Here is a 14,657-nt window from a genome sequence, read left to right on the forward strand (position 1 = left end):
GCCGTCCCGGCCGTCGACCCGGGCGTCGATCCCGCTGCCATCCCGGCCGTAGACCCCGCCGTCGACCCGGCCGTCGACCCGCTTCGTACGGCCCCTCGGGACCCTGATCCGGGCCAGGGGCAAACGCTCATGGGACGTTCCCCGGGCGTCCAGATCCCCGTCGGCGGGAACACGCCGGGCGCGACGACAACACCGGTATGCGTGTCGTCATCGTCACCGAATCCTTCCCTCCCGATGTCAATGGTGTGGCGCACTGCGCCCAGCAGACCGCGCGCCACCTCGTCCGCCGCGGACACTCCCCGCTCGTCATCGCCCCGGCCGTCGCCGGAGCCACCGACACCCCGGACACCGACGCCCCGTGCCCCGTCGTGCGCGTCCCGTCCCTGCCCCTCCCCGGCTACCCCCAGGTCCGCGTCGCGCTCCCCAGCCGCCGCCTCGCGACGGCCATCGCCGCGCACCGGGCCGACGTCGTCCACCTCGCCAGCCCCTTCGTGCTCGGGGTACGCGGGATGGCGGCCGCGACCCGCCTCGGACTGCCCGCCGTGGCCGTCTACCAGACCGACCTCGCCGGCTACGCCCGTACCTACATGGGCGCCGGGGAAGGCGCCGCCTGGCGGCGGCTTCGGGCCGTCCACGGCGCCGCCGACCGCACCCTCGCGCCGTCCACGGCCGCCGCGCGCGACCTGGAGACGCACGGCATCGGCCGCGTACGGCTCTGGCGGCGCGGCGTCGACACCGTCCGCTTCCGCCCCGACCTGCGCGACGAGGCCCTGCGCCGCGAACTCGCCCCGAACGGCGAGCTCCTCGTCGGCTACATCGGCCGCCTCGCCCCCGAGAAGCACGTCGAACTGCTCTCCGGCGTCTGCGGACTGCCCGGCATACGGGTCGTGGTCGTCGGTGACGGCCCCAGCGAACCGGCCCTGCACGCCACGCTGCCCGGCGCGGTGTTCCTCGGCCGCCGCACGGGCGACGACCTGGCGGGGATCTTCGCCTCGCTGGACGTGTTCGCCCACACCGGCCCGTACGAAACCTTCTGCCAGACCGTTCAGGAGGCGATGGCGAGCGGTGTCCCGGTCGTCGCCCCCGCCGCCGGCGGGCCCCTCGACCTCGTCGACCACCGCAGGACCGGTCTCCTCGTCCCGCCGGACGACACGACCGCCCTACGGGACGCGGTGGCCTCCCTTGCCGCCGCGCCGGCCCTGCGCGCCGCCTACGGGCGGGCGGGGCGCGTCGCCGTCGAGGGCCGGACCTGGGAGGCCGTCGGCGACGAGCTGATCGGCCACTATCTGGAGGTCCTGCGCGAGCGGACGGCGGTGGCGGCATGAGAGGCCCCGGGGCAGACCGCCCGCTGCGCATCGTCCGGCTCGCCAACTTCGTCACCCCCACCTCGGGGGGCCTGCGCACCGCCCTCGAGCAGCTCGGTCGCGGCTACCTCGCCGCCGGGCACGAGCCCGTCCTCATCGTCCCCGGCGACGTGGAGAGCGACCGTGTCACCGACCAGGGGCGGATCATCACCCTGCCCGGGCCCGTGCTGCCCGGCACCGGCGGCTACCGCGTCCTCGCCGACCGGCGCCGCGTCCGCGCGCTCCTGGACGGACTCGCCCCGGACCGCATCGAGGTCTCCGACCGCACGACCCTGCGCTGGACGGGGGAGTGGGCGCGCCGGGCCAGGGTGCCCTCGGTGATGGTCTCCCACGAGACCGCCGACGGCGTCCTGCGGACCTGGGGCGTACCGGCGGCCGCCGCCGCGCGTGCCGCGGACCGGCTCAACCGCCGTACCGCGTGGGCGTACTCGCGGATCGTCTGCACGACGGAGTGGGCCGAGCGGGAGTTCGTACGGATCGGGGCCCGCAACGTCCTGCGCGCGCCGCTCGGCGTGGACCTGGAGCGGTGCCACCCGGGGCGGCACAGCGCCGCACTGCGCGCCGAACACGCGGGCGGCGAGGGGGTGCTGCTGCTGATGTGCTCGCGGCTCTCCGTGGAGAAACGTCCGGGCACCGCCCTCGACGCCCTCGCCCACCTGCGGGGCCAAGGGATCCGGGCGACGCTCGCCGTGGCCGGCGAAGGGCCGCTGCGGGGCGCGCTGGAGCGGCGGGCCCGGGAGGAACGGCTCCCCGTCCGCTTCCTGGGGTACGTGGCCGACCGCGAGGCCCTGGCCGACCTGCAGGCCTCCGCCGACCTGTGCCTGGCCCCCGGCCCGGCCGAGACCTTCGGTCTCTCGGCCCTGGAGGCCCTGGCCTGCGGCACGCCGGTGGTGGTCAGCTCCTCCTCGGCGCTCCCCGAGGTCATCGGCGACGCGGGCGCCTGCGCCACGGACGCCCCGGCCGACTTCGCGGCGGCGGTGCGCAGGCTGCTCGACCGGCCGGGGCCGATCCGCCGCGCGGCGGCACGCGCGCGTGCCGAACTCTTCGGCTGGGACCGCTCGATCGCCGCCTTCCTCGACGCGCACGACGCGGCCCCGGCCACGATCCTCGTTCCGCCGCAGGGGGTGCGGACATGACGACGACGGTTCCCGCCCCGGAGGAGGCCGTGCCGCCGGGCGGCAGCACCAGGACTTCGGATCCAATATCCAATGCGACATCGGATCCAATATCTTGGATATCGGATCCGATATGTCCTCAGAGTGCCGCCGTCCCCGGCCCCCGCCGCGCACCCGGATCCGATCCGGCGGCGCCCCCGCCGCTGCGGTTCGTCGTCCTCGGTGACTCCCTCAGCGAGGGCGTCGGCGACCGGGTCGACGGCGCCTGGCGCGGCTGGGCGGCCCTGCTCGCCGAGGGCCTCGCCGGGCCCGGGCAGCGCCTGGAGTTCCGTAACCTCGCCCTCAGCGGGGCCCAGAGCCGGGAGGTCGCCGAGTACCAGGCGCCCGTGGCCGTGGCGTTCCGGCCCGACCTCGCCTCCGTCGTCGTCGGCGTCAACGACACCCTCCGCCACACCTTCGACATCGAGCAGCTCGCCCGCCGCCTCGACCGCGTCTGCGCGGACCTCACCGCGAGCGGAGCCGTCCTCCTCACCGCCTGCCTGCCCGACCCGGGCCGGATGCTCGCCCTCCCGGTGCCGCTCGCGCGCCCGCTCGCCCGGCGCCAGAGGGCTGTGAACACCCTCGTCCACGCGCTCTCCGCCCGCTACGACGCCGTCCACCTCCACCTCGCCGACGCCACGTGGACCGACGACCGGACCCTGTGGAGCGCCGACCGGCTCCACCCCGGCGAGCGCGGCCACCGGGCGATCGCCGCGCGGTTCCACGACCTCCTGGTCGCCCGGGACCTCGCCCACGGCACGCCGCCCTCGCCCGAGCCCCGGCAGCCGCCGCCCACCCGTACGGAAGCGGTGCTGTGGCTCGCCACCGCGGGTACCGGCTGGGTCCTGCGGCGCTGCACCGACCTGCTGCCGCAGCTGCTGCACCTGGCCGGCGCCGAACTGCGCCACCGGGCCCGCGGCACCGACGACCGGCTCGACCGGAAGGCCGAACAGGCCCTGACGGCCGCGCTCGCGGCCGTGTCCCTGGACGCCCCGGTGGCCACAATGGGGGAATGACCGGGCGCTGGGAGTTCTGGATCGACCGAGGCGGCACGTTCACCGACATCGTGGGCCGGCGGCCCGACGGGCGGCTCGTCACCCGCAAGCTGCTCTCCCACGACCCCGCCCGCCCCCACGACGCGGCCGTCGCGGGCATCCGGCTCCTCCTCGGGCTCGGCCCCGACGAGCCGGTCCCCGCCGACCGGGTCTCCGTCGTCAAGATGGGCACGACCGTCGCCACCAACGCCCTCCTGGAGCGGCGCGGGGAACCGACGGTCCTCCTCGTCACCGAGGGCTTCCGGGACGCGCTGAGGATCGCGTACCAGAACCGCCCCCGGCTCTTCGACCGGCACATCGTGCTCCCCGAGGCCGTGTACGAACGCGTCGTCGAGGTCCCCGAACGGGTCGACGCCGAGGGCCGGACCGTCCGCTCCCTCGACGAGGACGCCGTCGCCGAGGAGCTGCGGGCCGCCCATCGCGACGGCTACCGCTCGGCCGCCGTCGTGCTCCTGCACGGCTACCGCAGCCCCGCCCACGAGAGCCGGGTCGCCGACCTCGCCCGCGCGCTCGGCTTCACCCAGGTCAGCTGCTCCCACGAGGTCAGCCCGCTGATCAAACTCGTCCCGCGCGGCGACACCACCGTCGTCGACGCCTACCTCTCGCCGATCCTGCGCCGGTACGTCGACGAGGTGGCCCGCGAACTCGCCGGAATCCGGCTCATGTTCATGCAGTCCAACGGCGGCCTGCGCGAGGCCGCCCACTTCCGGGGCAAGGACGCCGTCCTGTCCGGACCGGCCGGCGGTGTCGTCGGCATGGCCCGTACCTCGGAGCAGGCGGGCTTCGACCGGGTCATCGGCTTCGACATGGGCGGCACCTCCACCGATGTGTCGCACTACGCGGGCGAGTTCGAGCGTGAACTCGGTACACAGGTCGCGGGCGTCCGGATGCGCGCCCCGATGATGAACATCCACACGGTCGCGGCGGGCGGCGGCTCCGTCCTCCACTACGACGGCAGCCGCTACCGCGTCGGCCCCGACTCCGCGGGCGCCGTCCCCGGCCCCGCCTGCTACCGCAGGGGCGGGCCGCTGACGGTCACCGACGCCAACGTGATGCTCGGGCGGGTCCAGCCCGCGCACTTCCCCGCCGTCTTCGGCCCCGAGGGAGACCAGCCGCTCGACGACACCGTCGTACGGGAGGGGTTCGCCGCCCTCGCCCGGGAGATCGGAGACGGCCGAACCCCCGAGGAGGTCGCCGCCGGCTTCCTGGAGATCGCCGTCCTCAACATGGCCAACGCCGTCAAGAAGATCTCCGTCCAGCGCGGCCACGACGTCACCCGGTACGCCCTCACCAGCTTCGGCGGCGCCGGCGGCCAGCACGCCTGCGCGGTCGCCGACGCCCTGGGCGTCGACACCGTCCTCGTACCGCCGCTCGCCGGTGTCCTCTCCGCGTACGGCATCGGGCTCGCCGACGCCACCGCCATGCGCGAGCGGTCGGTGGAGGCCGAACTCGACGCGGAGGGGACCCACGCGCGCGTGACGGAGCTCTGCGCCGAACTCGCCGAGCGGACCAGGGAGGAACTGCGCGCCGACGGACTGCCCGACTCCGCGATCACCACCCACGCGCGCGTGCTCGTGCGCTACGCCGGCACCGACGCGAGCCTCCAGGTCGACCTCGCCCCCGCCGAGCGAATGCGCGAGGCCTTCGAGGGGATCCACCGGGCGCGGTACGCCTTCACCATGGAACGCCCGCTCGTCGTGGAGGCCGTGTCCGTGGAGGCCGTGGGGCTCGCCGGACCCCACGGTCCCGTGGTCGTCGACGCGGGCACCGGGACAGGCGACGCCGCGCCCCGGGCGACCGTACGGATGCACAGCGGCCACACGGCCGCCGACACCCCGCTGTACCGCCGGGAGGACCTCCGCCCCGGAGCCACCGTCACCGGGCCCGCCATCCTTGCCGAGGCAGACGCGACCACGGTCGTCGACCCCGGCTGGCAGGCCACCGTCGGCGACGGCGGCCACCTCGTCCTCACCCGTGCCACACCCCGCCCCGCGCGCGTGGCCGTCGGCACGGACGTCGACCCGGTCCTCCTGGAGGTCTTCAACAACCTCTTCATGGCGATCGCCGAGCAGATGGGCGTCCGCCTGGAGAACACGGCCCACTCCGTCAACATCAAGGAGCGACTCGACTTCTCCTGCGCCCTGTTCGACCCCGAGGGCAACCTGATCGCCAACGCCCCCCACATCCCCGTTCACCTCGGCTCCATGGGCGAGTCCATCAAGGAGGTGCTGCGGCGCGGCGGCGACGAGCTGCGCCCGGGCGACGTCTACGCCATCAACGACCCGTACCACGGCGGCACGCACCTGCCGGACGTCACCGTGGTGACCCCGGTCTTCGACGAGCCGGGCCGCGAGATGCTCTTCCTCGTCGCCTCGCGCGGCCACCACGCCGAGATCGGCGGCATCACCCCCGGCTCCATGCCCGCCTTCAGCCGGACCGTCCACGAGGAGGGCGTCCTCTTCGACAACTGGCTGCTCGTACGGGACGGCCGCCTCCGCGAGGACGAGACGCGGGCGCTGCTCCTCGGCGCCCCGTACCCCTCCCGCGACCCGGACACCAACCTCGCCGACCTCCGCGCCCAGATCGCCGCCAACGAGAAGGGGATCGAGGAACTGCGCGCCATGGTCGACCAGTTCGGCCTGGACGTCGTCCACGCCTACATGCGGCACGTCCGCGCCAACGCCGAGGAGTCCGTACGCCGGATCGTGGCAGGCCTCCGGGACGGCTCGTACCGCTACGAGACCGACGGCGGCGCGGTCGTCCAGGTGGCGGTCCGCGTCGACCGCGAACGGCGCTCCGCCGTCCTGGACTTCACCGGCACCTCGCCGCAGCTGCCCGGCAACGCCAACGCGCCCACCTCCGTCGTCATGGCCGCCGTCCTGTACGTCTTCCGGACCCTCGTCGACGACGACATCCCCCTCAACAGCGGCTGCCTGGAGCCCCTGGACGTCCGCGTCCCGCCCGGCTCGATGCTGGCGCCCGCCTACCCGGCGGCGACGGTCGCCGGGAACGTGGAGACCTCCCAGGCGGTCACGGGTGCCCTCTACGCGGCCCTCGGCGTGCAGGCCGAGGGCTCGGGCACGATGAACAACCTGACGTTCGGCAACGCGCGCGTGCAGTACTACGAGACCGTCGCGAGCGGCTCCGGCGCGGGCGACGGCTTCGACGGGGCGGACGCCGTCCAGACCCACATGACCAACTCCCGGCTCACCGACCCGGAGATCCTTGAGTGGCGCCACCCGGTCCGGGTGGACTCCTTCGCCGTACGGAAGGACAGCGGCGGGACCGGCCGCTGGCACGGCGGCGACGGCGTCGAACGCCGCATCCGCTTCCTGGAACCGATGACGGTGACCCTGCTGACCGGCCACCGCCGTGTCCCGCCGTACGGAATGGCCGGCGGGGAGCCGGGCCGGCTCGGCGAGAACCTGGTCGAACGCGCCGACGGCACGGTCGACCACCTCGACGGCGTCGACACGACCGAAGTCGCCCCGGACGACGTCCTCGTCCTGCGCACACCCGGCGGCGGGGGCTACGGCACGCGCTAGGGCAGCCGGGTGATGTTCACCGTCTGACGGAGAGGAAGAGACCGACCGCCTCAGCCCATCGGTACGAACCGCACCACCGTCCCCGGTACCGCCTGCGCCGCTGCCGCCAGGTCCGCCTCCCGCACCACAGCCACGACCGGATAGCCGCCGGTCGTCGGGTGGTCGGCGAGGAAGATCACCGGGCGGCCGTCAGGAGGCACCTGGACCGCGCCCAGGACCATGCCCTCACTGGGGAGTTCGGCCGTCACGGCCCGCTCAAGAGGCGGTCCCTCGGTGCGCAGACCGATCCGGTTGGTGGCCGGGGAGACCCGGTACGCGCGCGTGGACAGGGTGCGCAGGGCCGCCGGGGTGAACCAGTCGTGACGCGGGCCCAGCCGGACCCGGAGGACGAGTTCGTCCGTCGGACCCGGCCAGGGGGGAGAGTCGACCCACCCCCGTGCGGCCGACTCCGCTCCCAGCGGCAGCACGGCCCCGTCCGCCAGCGGCGCCGGGCCGAGCCCGGACAGCAGGTCGGTGGAGCGGCTGCCGAGGACGGGCTCGACGGCGAGCCCGCCGCCGAACCCCACGTACGCGCGCAGGCCACGGGTGGCCCGGCCGATCTCCAGGAGCGCCCCCGCCGGCACACGTACCGCCGTTCCCCAGGCGGCCGGCCTGCCGTCGACCGTGACCGGGCACGGCGCCCCGCCCACAGCCACGGTGACCGGGCAACGGGGCCGCACCGCGCACCCATTGACCGTGGTCTCCAGGACCGCCGCGTCCTCCGGGTTGCCCACGAGGCGGTTCACCAGTCGGGCCGCGCCCGGATCCAGCGCCCCGGAGCGGGGCACGCCCAGATGCGCGTACCCGGTCCGCCCGAGGTCCTGCACGGTGGTCAGCGCGCCTGCCCGGACCACCGCCAACGCACGATCGGTCACCGGCTCTCCACGACGAAGCGCACCCGGGCACCGGGCGTGAGCAGCGCTGCGGGCTCACGGCCCGCGTCCCAGAGCACCGTGTCCGTGGAACCGATCAACTGCCAGCCGCCGGGGGAGGAGCGCGGGTACACCCCCGTGTACGGTCCCGCCAGCGCGACCGACCCGGCCGGGACGGACGTGCGCGGAGTCGCCCGGCGCGGCACCTGGTACTGCTCGCCGAGCCCGGTCAGATAGCCGAAGCCCGGCGCGAACCCGCAGAACGCGACCCGGAACTCGGTGGCCGAGTGGATCCGGACCGCCGTCTCCACGGACACCCCCCAGAGCGCGGCGACCTCGGCCAGATCGGGACCGTCGTAACGGACCGGAACCTCGACGGCCCGCTCCACGCGCGCGTGGAGCGGCGGGATCGACCACTCCCGCAACTGCCCCGCCAACAGATCCGGCGTGTCGACCCCGTCGAGGAGCACCGTCCGCGCCGCCGGCACGATCTCCCGTACGGACGGCAGCACACCGCCCGCCCGCCGCCGCAGCAGCTCGGCGTGGAACGCCTCCGTCTCCGTACCGCTCCCCAACTCGACGAGCAGCGCCCGCTCGCCCACCCGGTACACCCGTCGCGCCTTCATGCGAACGCCTCCACCCTGACTCCCGTCGCCTCCAGTTCGGCGCGCACCCGCCGGGCCAGGCCCACCGCGCCCGGGGTGTCCCCGTGCAGGCAGAGCGAGCGCGCCCGTACGGCGACGGACCGGCCGCAGTGCGCGGTGACGACCCCGAACCGGGCCATGGAAACCGACCGTTCGACGACCTCGGCCGGATCGGTGACGACGGCCCCCTCCTGCCCCCGTGGCAGCAGGGAACCGTCGGCCGTGTACGCCCGGTCGCCGAACGCCTCGGTCACCACCGGCAGGCTCGCCTTCCCGGCCGCCTCGTGCAGCCGCGAACCGGGCAGCCCGAGCACGGGCAGCCCGCCGCCCGCGAGCAGCACCCCGTCGACGACCGCCGCCGCCTGCGCCTCGTCCCGGACCACCCGGTTGTACAGCGCGCCGTGCGGCTTGACGTACGCGACCCGCGACCCGGCCGCCCGCGCGAACACCTCGAGCGCCCCGATCTGGTACGCGACTTCGGCCGCCAGCTCGTCCGCGGGGACGTCCATCGAGCGCCGGCCGAAACCGGCCAGGTCCCGGTAGGAGACCTGGGCCCCGATCGTCACGCCGTTCGCCGCCGCCAGTTCGCAGACGCGGCGCATGGTGACCGCGTCCCCGGCGTGGAAGCCGCAGGCCACGTTGGCGCTGGTGACGACGGAGAGCAGCTCCTCGTCGTCGGTCAGCGTCCAGCGGCCGAAGCCCTCGCCGAGGTCGGCGTTGAGGTCGATCGAGACCCGGGTCATGGTGGTTCCTTCCGTCACGTGCGGCGGTGCGGGCGGCTCAGGCCGCGACGCGGTGCTCGGACTCGCGCACATCGGTGACCGCGCAGGTCATACCAGTTCCTTTCCGCGGGTCTCCGGCAGGCCGAGCAGCGCCAGGACCGCCAGACCGTAGCCGATCGCCCCGAAGACCAGCGCGCCGCCGACGCCCCAGCTCTCGGCGAGGAAGCCCACCAGGGTCGGGAAGATCGCGCCCACCGCGCGGCCGGTGTTGTACGTGAAGCCCTGGCCCGTGCCCCGTACCGCCGTCGGGTACAGCTCGGCGAGGAAGGAGCCGAACCCGCTGAAGATGGCCGACATGCAGAAGCCGAGCGGGAATCCGAGGACGAGGAGGAGCGTGTTCGCCCCGGGCGGGATGTTCGTGTACGCGAGGACGGACAGCGCCGAGAGGGCCGCGAAGAGCGCGATGTTCTTCTTCCGGCCGAGCCGGTCGGTGAGGTACCCGCCGGTCAGATAGCCGATGAAGGCCCCGGAGATCAGGAACGTCAGATAGCCGCCGGTGCCGACGACCGTCAGTCCCCGTTCGGTCTTCAGGAAGGTCGGCACCCAGGTGGCGAGGGTGTAGTAGCCGCCCTGGACGCCGGTCGAGAGCAGTACGGCGAAGAGCGTGGTGCGCAGCAGCGGCGGCTTGAAGATCGTGGTGAACGAACCGCGTTCGGCCGAGCCGCGCCGGATCTCGGCGGCCTGCGGGGCGTCCTCGACGTTCCGCCGGACGTACACCACGAGCAGCGCGGGCAGGGCGCCCGTCCAGAACATGATCCGCCAGGCGAGGTCGGCCTCGACGAACGCGAAGACCAGCGTGTAGACGATGACCGCGAGCGCCCAGCCGGCCGCCCACGCGCTCTGGATCGCGCCGAGCGTACGGCCCCGGTGCTTGGCGGAGGCGTACTCGGTGACCAGGATCGCCCCGACCGCCCACTCGCCGCCGAAGCCGAGGCCCTGGAGGGCGCGGAAGACCATCAGGGTCTCGTAGTTGGGCGCGAAGCCGCACAGGACGGTGAAGAGCGCGTAGGTGATGACCGTGATCATCAGCGCCTTCACCCGGCCGATGCGGTCGGCCAGGATGCCGGCGAGCGCGCCGCCGATCGCAGAGACGACCAGGGTGACCGTGGTCAGCAGACCTGTCTGGCCCTTGTCGAGGCTGAAGTAGGCGGCGATGGCCACCATCGAGAGCGGCAGGGTGAAGAAGTCGTAGGAATCCAGGGCGTATCCGCCGAACGCGCCGCCGAAGGCGCGGCGGCCGCGCGGCCCGAGGGCGCGCAGCCAGGCGAACGCGCCCGTGTCGTCGGGCCGTTCGCCCTGGGCCTGCTGCTGGGTCTGTGTCGTGCTCATCTGCACCTCGCAGAGGGGGAGGAGCGTGCCTGAGAGACGTGCTGAAGGACCGTGCGGTGTCGTCAAGGTAGGGGATCGTTGAACGATCCGACAAGAGGTATGTCGTCACGTTCTTGTTTCCGGGCACGACCTGCGATTGACTCGGCCGCGAACGACGAGAGGAACGAGGCGCGGTGGGCGGAATGGGTGGAATCGGGCAATCCGGTGAACTCGGCGAACTCGCCGACGACCGGGCCCTGCTCGGGCGGACCAGCACGGCGGAACGCGTGGCGGACATCCTCCGCACCCGGATCGCCGAGGGCTTCTTCCCGCCCGGCACCCGGCTCTCCGAGGACAGCATCGGCGGCGCGCTCGGGGTCTCCCGCAACACCCTGCGCGAGGCGTTCCGGCTGCTCACCCACGAGCGGCTGCTCGTCCACGAACTCAACCGGGGCGTCTTCGTCCGGGTGCTCGCCGTCGAGGACGTCGCCGACATCTATCGCACCCGCCGGCTCGTCGAGTGCGCCGTCGTCCACGGCCTTGGGGAGCCGCCGTTCGCCGTGGACGGTCTCGTCGCCGCTGTCGAGGAGGGCCGGGCCGCGGCCCGCGCCGAGGACTGGAAGGGCGTCTCCACCGCCAACATCCACTTCCACCGCGAACTGGTCGCCCTGGCCGGCAGCGCGCGCACGGACGAGCTGATGCGGGGCGTCCTCGCTGAACTCAGGCTCGCCTTCCACATCGTGGACGACCCGCGCGGGCTGCACGAGCCCTATCTCGTACGAAACCAGGAGATTCTGGAAGCTCTGCTCGCCGGGGAACGGAAGACGGCGGAACGGCTCCTGGCCGGCTACCTCGACGACTCCCGCACCCGGGTCGCCCAGGCGTACGCGAAGGCGGTCGACGAACCGGAGCGGGCGGAGACGTAGGGCGGAGGCGTGGGGACGGCCTCGAGACCCTGCAGGGGCGGAGGCCCGGGTGCGGCCGGGTCGTATCTGCGCCGTTTCGACCGTTGTCAGTTCGAGGACCTAATCTGTGCACCGTGACTTCGCCTGCCTCGACGGACCTCGTTCCGCCCCAGCTCAGCGCGGGGCCGCGGCCCGCGCCGGGTCCGGCCGCCGACGAAGGGCTCGCGCGGCGCCTCCGCGCGCTCGCGTGCACCGCCCCGCTGCACGACCTGGACACGCGCAAGGCGAACCTGGCCGGTGAGTACTCGGTCTACGCGATGGCCGAGGTCGCCCTCTCCGCCATCGACCTCGTCACACTCAACATGGACTTCGACACGGGCGCCGACCACGAGCAGATCGTCTCGCGCCTGCTTCCCCGTGTCGCCGCCCAGGCCCCCGCCCGCCCCGCCGCCGAGCACGAGCGGGTCGCCCGCTGGGTCCTGGAGAACCTGATCAACGTCGGCAGCGTGGACCGCGGCTTCCGCGCCGTCTACGGCACCTTCGGCGCCGACGGCGTCTACACCCGCCGCGACTACGACTTCAAGCTGATCGAAGAGGTCCCGGGCTACGGCGGCGGGGTCTACCTCCGTACCACCGACGAAGCGGTCAACGTCCTGGTCGGCGCCCTGGACACCGATGTCACCAGCGCCCAGATCGCCGCCGAGGTGAAGCTGGAGGTGCTGATCAGCCGGGGCCGGCTCGCCGACGCCCAGCTCGCCGCCGAGCAGGCGCGGTACCGCACCGTCCAGTACGCCGAGACCCTCCGCAAGACCCTGGAGGCGACCCGCAGGAACGTGCGCGCGGTGGACTGGCTCGAAGCCGTCCCGGACATGATCGCCGAGGCCCTCGACCACGTGGCCGACCGCTACCGCCACGAGAACGCGATCCTCACCAATATCCGCAAGGCCCGCGACGAGGCCGAGGACCCCGAGCACAAGCGCCGCGCCGCCGAGCTCGTCGACATCGTCAAGGACTGCATCCGCCGCCACACCCAGCTCCAGTCCCGGCTCCTGGAAGCGGGACCGCTCTTCCGCGCGGAGCAGGACCGGCAGGCCTTCGCCGCCCCGACCTCGTACACCGGGATAGACCTGTACGGGCAGCTCGTCGCGCCGATCCTGCCGCTCCCCGTCGAGCGGGCGACCCGGGTCACGGACGCGTTCTTCGCCCGGGGCACCGGTCTGCGCACCCCCGCGTCCGTGCGCGTCGGCGACCTCGTCGAGATGCTCCTCACCCCGCCCGTCGAGCGCGAGCACCTCGGCGCGGAGATGCCCGAGCCGGACCTGATCGCCACGCCCGACGACAGCCGCTTCAGCGACGGGCAGCTGGCGAGCGCGAAGGAGCTGCTCGACCTGGAGCACGACGCCCCGCGCCGCCTCTCCGGCCTGCTCGCCGAGGCCCGCCTCCGCGCCCCCGGCGACCCCGACCTCCCGTACCTGGTCGCTCTCCTCGCCGTGCACGCCGCGAGCCCGCCGGTCGGCACGGCGTACCGCCAGGGCGAGGAGCGGCTGCTCTTCGCGGTGGACGACGGCACGCAGCTCGACGACCCGGAGTTCGGCGGCGCCGACCTGATAGTCGGTACGGCGCTCCTTGACGCGCTCGGCATGGCGGCGGACCGCTCGGAGGCCTCATGACCACCGAGCAGACGGTCCCCCGGACGACTCCCGAGCCGGGTGATTCGGGCGCTTCGGGCGCGACTGCGGACGCGGCCCCGGTCGAGGCCGTCCCCGCGCCGCCCCGGCCGCCCATGGTCATGGGGGTCGTCCCCGTGCCCCCACCCGCGCCGGTTCGCCGGAGCCCCGCGCCGTACGTGCGGGCCATGCGCCTGACCGTCACGCGCCCGGTCGAGCCCGCCCCGGCGCCGCGGCGCCCCGCCGTGCGAGTCACCCCGGTCCGCCTCCCGCTGCCCCGCCCCGAACCGACCGCACCGCCGACCACCCCCACCGAGGAGCCCCAGCCGTGAGCGAACACCACGCCGAGCACGCCGACGCGTGGAGCGAGCCGGAGCCCCCGCACACCCCCGCCGCCCACCCGGCGGCACCCCACGCGCACGGCGTCACCCCCGCCGCACCCCACGCGCACACCGCCACCCCCGCCGCACCGCACGCCGTGACCCCCGCCGACGCGGCCGACGCCGCGCGGCTCGTGTCCTTCGGACTCCAGCCCAAGCTGCTGCCGGCCCGGGACGCCGAGTACACCGAGCTGCTCCGGCGCTACCGCGAGGACCCCGCCTTCGCCCGCCTCGCCGACGCCGTCGCGACCGGCCTCGGCCTCGTCGTCCTGGAGGTCTCCCCGCGCGCGGGGATGGCCGTCACCGCCGGCGAGGACTCCGTCTTCGCCGTCCGCATGGGCGACTACGCCCGCCGCGCCAACACCGACTCGGCCGACCGCTTCCTGCACGGCCTCGCCCACCTCGCCGTCGCCGCCATGGCCTTCCCCCGCCCCGAGGACCTCGCCGACGACGGCTACATCGGCCGGCTCACCGTGAACGGCGTCGACGCCTTCGTACGCCAGGCCTGCCGCCGGCTCGAAGAGCGCGCCGAGGAGCAGGGCGAGAACACCGACCCGGCCTCCGACGCCCCCGGCCTGGAGGCCGCCTGGCGGATCTACGCCCGCCGCAGCTCCACCGGCGCCACCAAGGACGCCCGCCGCCTCGCGGGCTCCACCACCGGCATCGTCGGCAAGGCCGTCGCCTTCCTCACCGAATCCGGCTTCCTCCAGCGCACCGGCGACGACGCGGGCGGCGCCTACCGCACCACCGCCCGCTACCAGCTCCAGGTCCGCGACATGGCCGGCAGCGCCGCCATGGCCGAGCTGATCGACCTCGGCGTGGTCCCCGTCAGCGACGGCACCGCGACGCTCCTCCCGCCGCCCGAGGGCGACGACCTGGAGCTCGCCGCCGACGCCGGCCTGCCCTTCCACGCCTGACCGCCAGACCGCAGAACCAGACTTC

At 74.2% G+C, this 14,657-nt stretch carries 12 protein-coding genes; 8 read left to right on the top strand and 4 right to left on the bottom strand.

All coding sequences use genetic code 11. The features are described from left to right. Positions 1–197: 197 nt before the first annotated feature. Genes AB0F56_RS07100 through AB0F56_RS07115 form a run of 4 tightly spaced genes read left to right on the top strand, consistent with a single transcriptional unit; the run spans position 198 to position 7,118 of the window. A complete protein-coding gene (locus AB0F56_RS07100) occupies positions 198–1,325 on the top strand; it encodes a glycosyltransferase family 1 protein (protein ID WP_362005004.1) in 1,128 nt (375 codons plus the stop codon). Then, positions 1,322–2,500, top strand: coding sequence for a glycosyltransferase (locus tag AB0F56_RS07105; protein WP_362005007.1), 1,179 nt, complete (start codon positions 1,322–1,324; stop codon positions 2,498–2,500). Before AB0F56_RS07100 ends, AB0F56_RS07105 begins: the two co-directional genes overlap by 4 nt. Continuing rightward, positions 2,497–3,534 carry an SGNH/GDSL hydrolase family protein gene (locus AB0F56_RS07110; RefSeq protein ID WP_362005010.1) on the top strand — a complete coding sequence of 346 codons (1,038 nt, stop codon included), beginning with the start codon at positions 2,497–2,499 and terminating at the stop codon, positions 3,532–3,534. Before AB0F56_RS07105 ends, AB0F56_RS07110 begins: the two co-directional genes overlap by 4 nt. After that, positions 3,531–7,118, top strand: a complete 3,588-nt coding sequence (locus tag AB0F56_RS07115) for a hydantoinase B/oxoprolinase family protein (protein ID WP_362005013.1) — start codon at positions 3,531–3,533, stop codon at positions 7,116–7,118. Before AB0F56_RS07110 ends, AB0F56_RS07115 begins: the two co-directional genes overlap by 4 nt. Before the next feature lie 50 nt (positions 7,119–7,168). On the opposite strand, the gene AB0F56_RS07120 is transcribed toward AB0F56_RS07115, so the two are convergent. The 4 genes from AB0F56_RS07120 to AB0F56_RS07135 form a co-directional block, all read right to left on the bottom strand. Next, on the bottom strand, positions 7,169–8,032 hold the full coding sequence (locus AB0F56_RS07120; protein WP_362005014.1) for a biotin-dependent carboxyltransferase family protein: 864 nt from the start codon (positions 8,030–8,032) through the stop codon (positions 7,169–7,171). Beyond that, complete coding sequence (gene pxpB / locus AB0F56_RS07125; RefSeq protein ID WP_362005015.1) at positions 8,029–8,655, bottom strand: 5-oxoprolinase subunit PxpB; 627 nt, start codon at positions 8,653–8,655, stop codon at positions 8,029–8,031. Before pxpB ends, AB0F56_RS07120 begins: the two co-directional genes overlap by 4 nt. Next, on the bottom strand, positions 8,652–9,416 hold the full coding sequence (locus AB0F56_RS07130; protein WP_362005017.1) for a 5-oxoprolinase subunit PxpA: 765 nt from the start codon (positions 9,414–9,416) through the stop codon (positions 8,652–8,654). The genes pxpB and AB0F56_RS07130 overlap by 4 nt, the downstream gene beginning before the upstream one ends. Before the next feature lie 87 nt (positions 9,417–9,503). Beyond that, on the bottom strand, positions 9,504–10,784 hold the full coding sequence (locus AB0F56_RS07135; RefSeq protein WP_362005018.1) for an MFS transporter: 1,281 nt from the start codon (positions 10,782–10,784) through the stop codon (positions 9,504–9,506). A 182-nt stretch (positions 10,785–10,966) separates the two neighbouring features. On the opposite strand from AB0F56_RS07135, the gene AB0F56_RS07140 reads away from it, so the two are divergent. The 4 genes from AB0F56_RS07140 (at position 10,967) to AB0F56_RS07155 (ending at position 14,632) form a co-directional block, all read left to right on the top strand. Continuing rightward, positions 10,967–11,689, top strand: coding sequence for a GntR family transcriptional regulator (locus AB0F56_RS07140; protein WP_362005020.1), 723 nt, complete (start codon positions 10,967–10,969; stop codon positions 11,687–11,689). Positions 11,690–11,802: 113 nt separating this feature from the next. Further along, positions 11,803–13,338, top strand: coding sequence for a hypothetical protein (locus tag AB0F56_RS07145; RefSeq protein WP_362005022.1), 1,536 nt, complete (start codon positions 11,803–11,805; stop codon positions 13,336–13,338). Next, on the top strand, positions 13,335–13,667 hold the full coding sequence (locus AB0F56_RS07150) for a hypothetical protein (protein ID WP_362005025.1): 333 nt from the start codon (positions 13,335–13,337) through the stop codon (positions 13,665–13,667). Before AB0F56_RS07145 ends, AB0F56_RS07150 begins: the two co-directional genes overlap by 4 nt. Beyond that, positions 13,664–14,632: a hypothetical protein gene (locus tag AB0F56_RS07155; RefSeq protein WP_362005027.1), complete on the top strand. Its 969-nt coding sequence runs from the start codon at positions 13,664–13,666 to the stop codon at positions 14,630–14,632. Before AB0F56_RS07150 ends, AB0F56_RS07155 begins: the two co-directional genes overlap by 4 nt. The last annotated feature ends 25 nt before the right edge of the window (positions 14,633–14,657 follow it).

Source organism: Streptomyces sp. NPDC026092 (assembly GCF_040638605.1).
In the GTDB taxonomy this organism is placed as follows: domain Bacteria; phylum Actinomycetota; class Actinomycetes; order Streptomycetales; family Streptomycetaceae; genus Streptomyces.

What these genes read in the sequence shown, in the direction of transcription:
- AB0F56_RS07100 (WP_362005004.1), top strand. Translation starts at nt 198, where the DNA reads ATGCGTGTCGTCATCGTCACCGAATCCTTCCCTCCCGATGTCAATGGT.
- AB0F56_RS07105 (WP_362005007.1), top strand. Translation starts at nt 1,322, where the DNA reads ATGAGAGGCCCCGGGGCAGACCGCCCGCTGCGCATCGTCCGGCTCGCC.
- AB0F56_RS07110 (WP_362005010.1), top strand. Translation starts at nt 2,497, where the DNA reads ATGACGACGACGGTTCCCGCCCCGGAGGAGGCCGTGCCGCCGGGCGGC.
- AB0F56_RS07115 (WP_362005013.1), top strand. Translation starts at nt 3,531, where the DNA reads ATGACCGGGCGCTGGGAGTTCTGGATCGACCGAGGCGGCACGTTCACC.
- pxpB (WP_362005015.1), bottom strand. Translation starts at nt 8,655, where the DNA reads ATGAAGGCGCGACGGGTGTACCGGGTGGGCGAGCGGGCGCTGCTCGTC.
- AB0F56_RS07130 (WP_362005017.1), bottom strand. Translation starts at nt 9,416, where the DNA reads ATGACCCGGGTCTCGATCGACCTCAACGCCGACCTCGGCGAGGGCTTC.
- AB0F56_RS07135 (WP_362005018.1), bottom strand. Translation starts at nt 10,784, where the DNA reads ATGAGCACGACACAGACCCAGCAGCAGGCCCAGGGCGAACGGCCCGAC.
- AB0F56_RS07140 (WP_362005020.1), top strand. Translation starts at nt 10,967, where the DNA reads ATGGGTGGAATCGGGCAATCCGGTGAACTCGGCGAACTCGCCGACGAC.
- AB0F56_RS07150 (WP_362005025.1), top strand. Translation starts at nt 13,335, where the DNA reads ATGACCACCGAGCAGACGGTCCCCCGGACGACTCCCGAGCCGGGTGAT.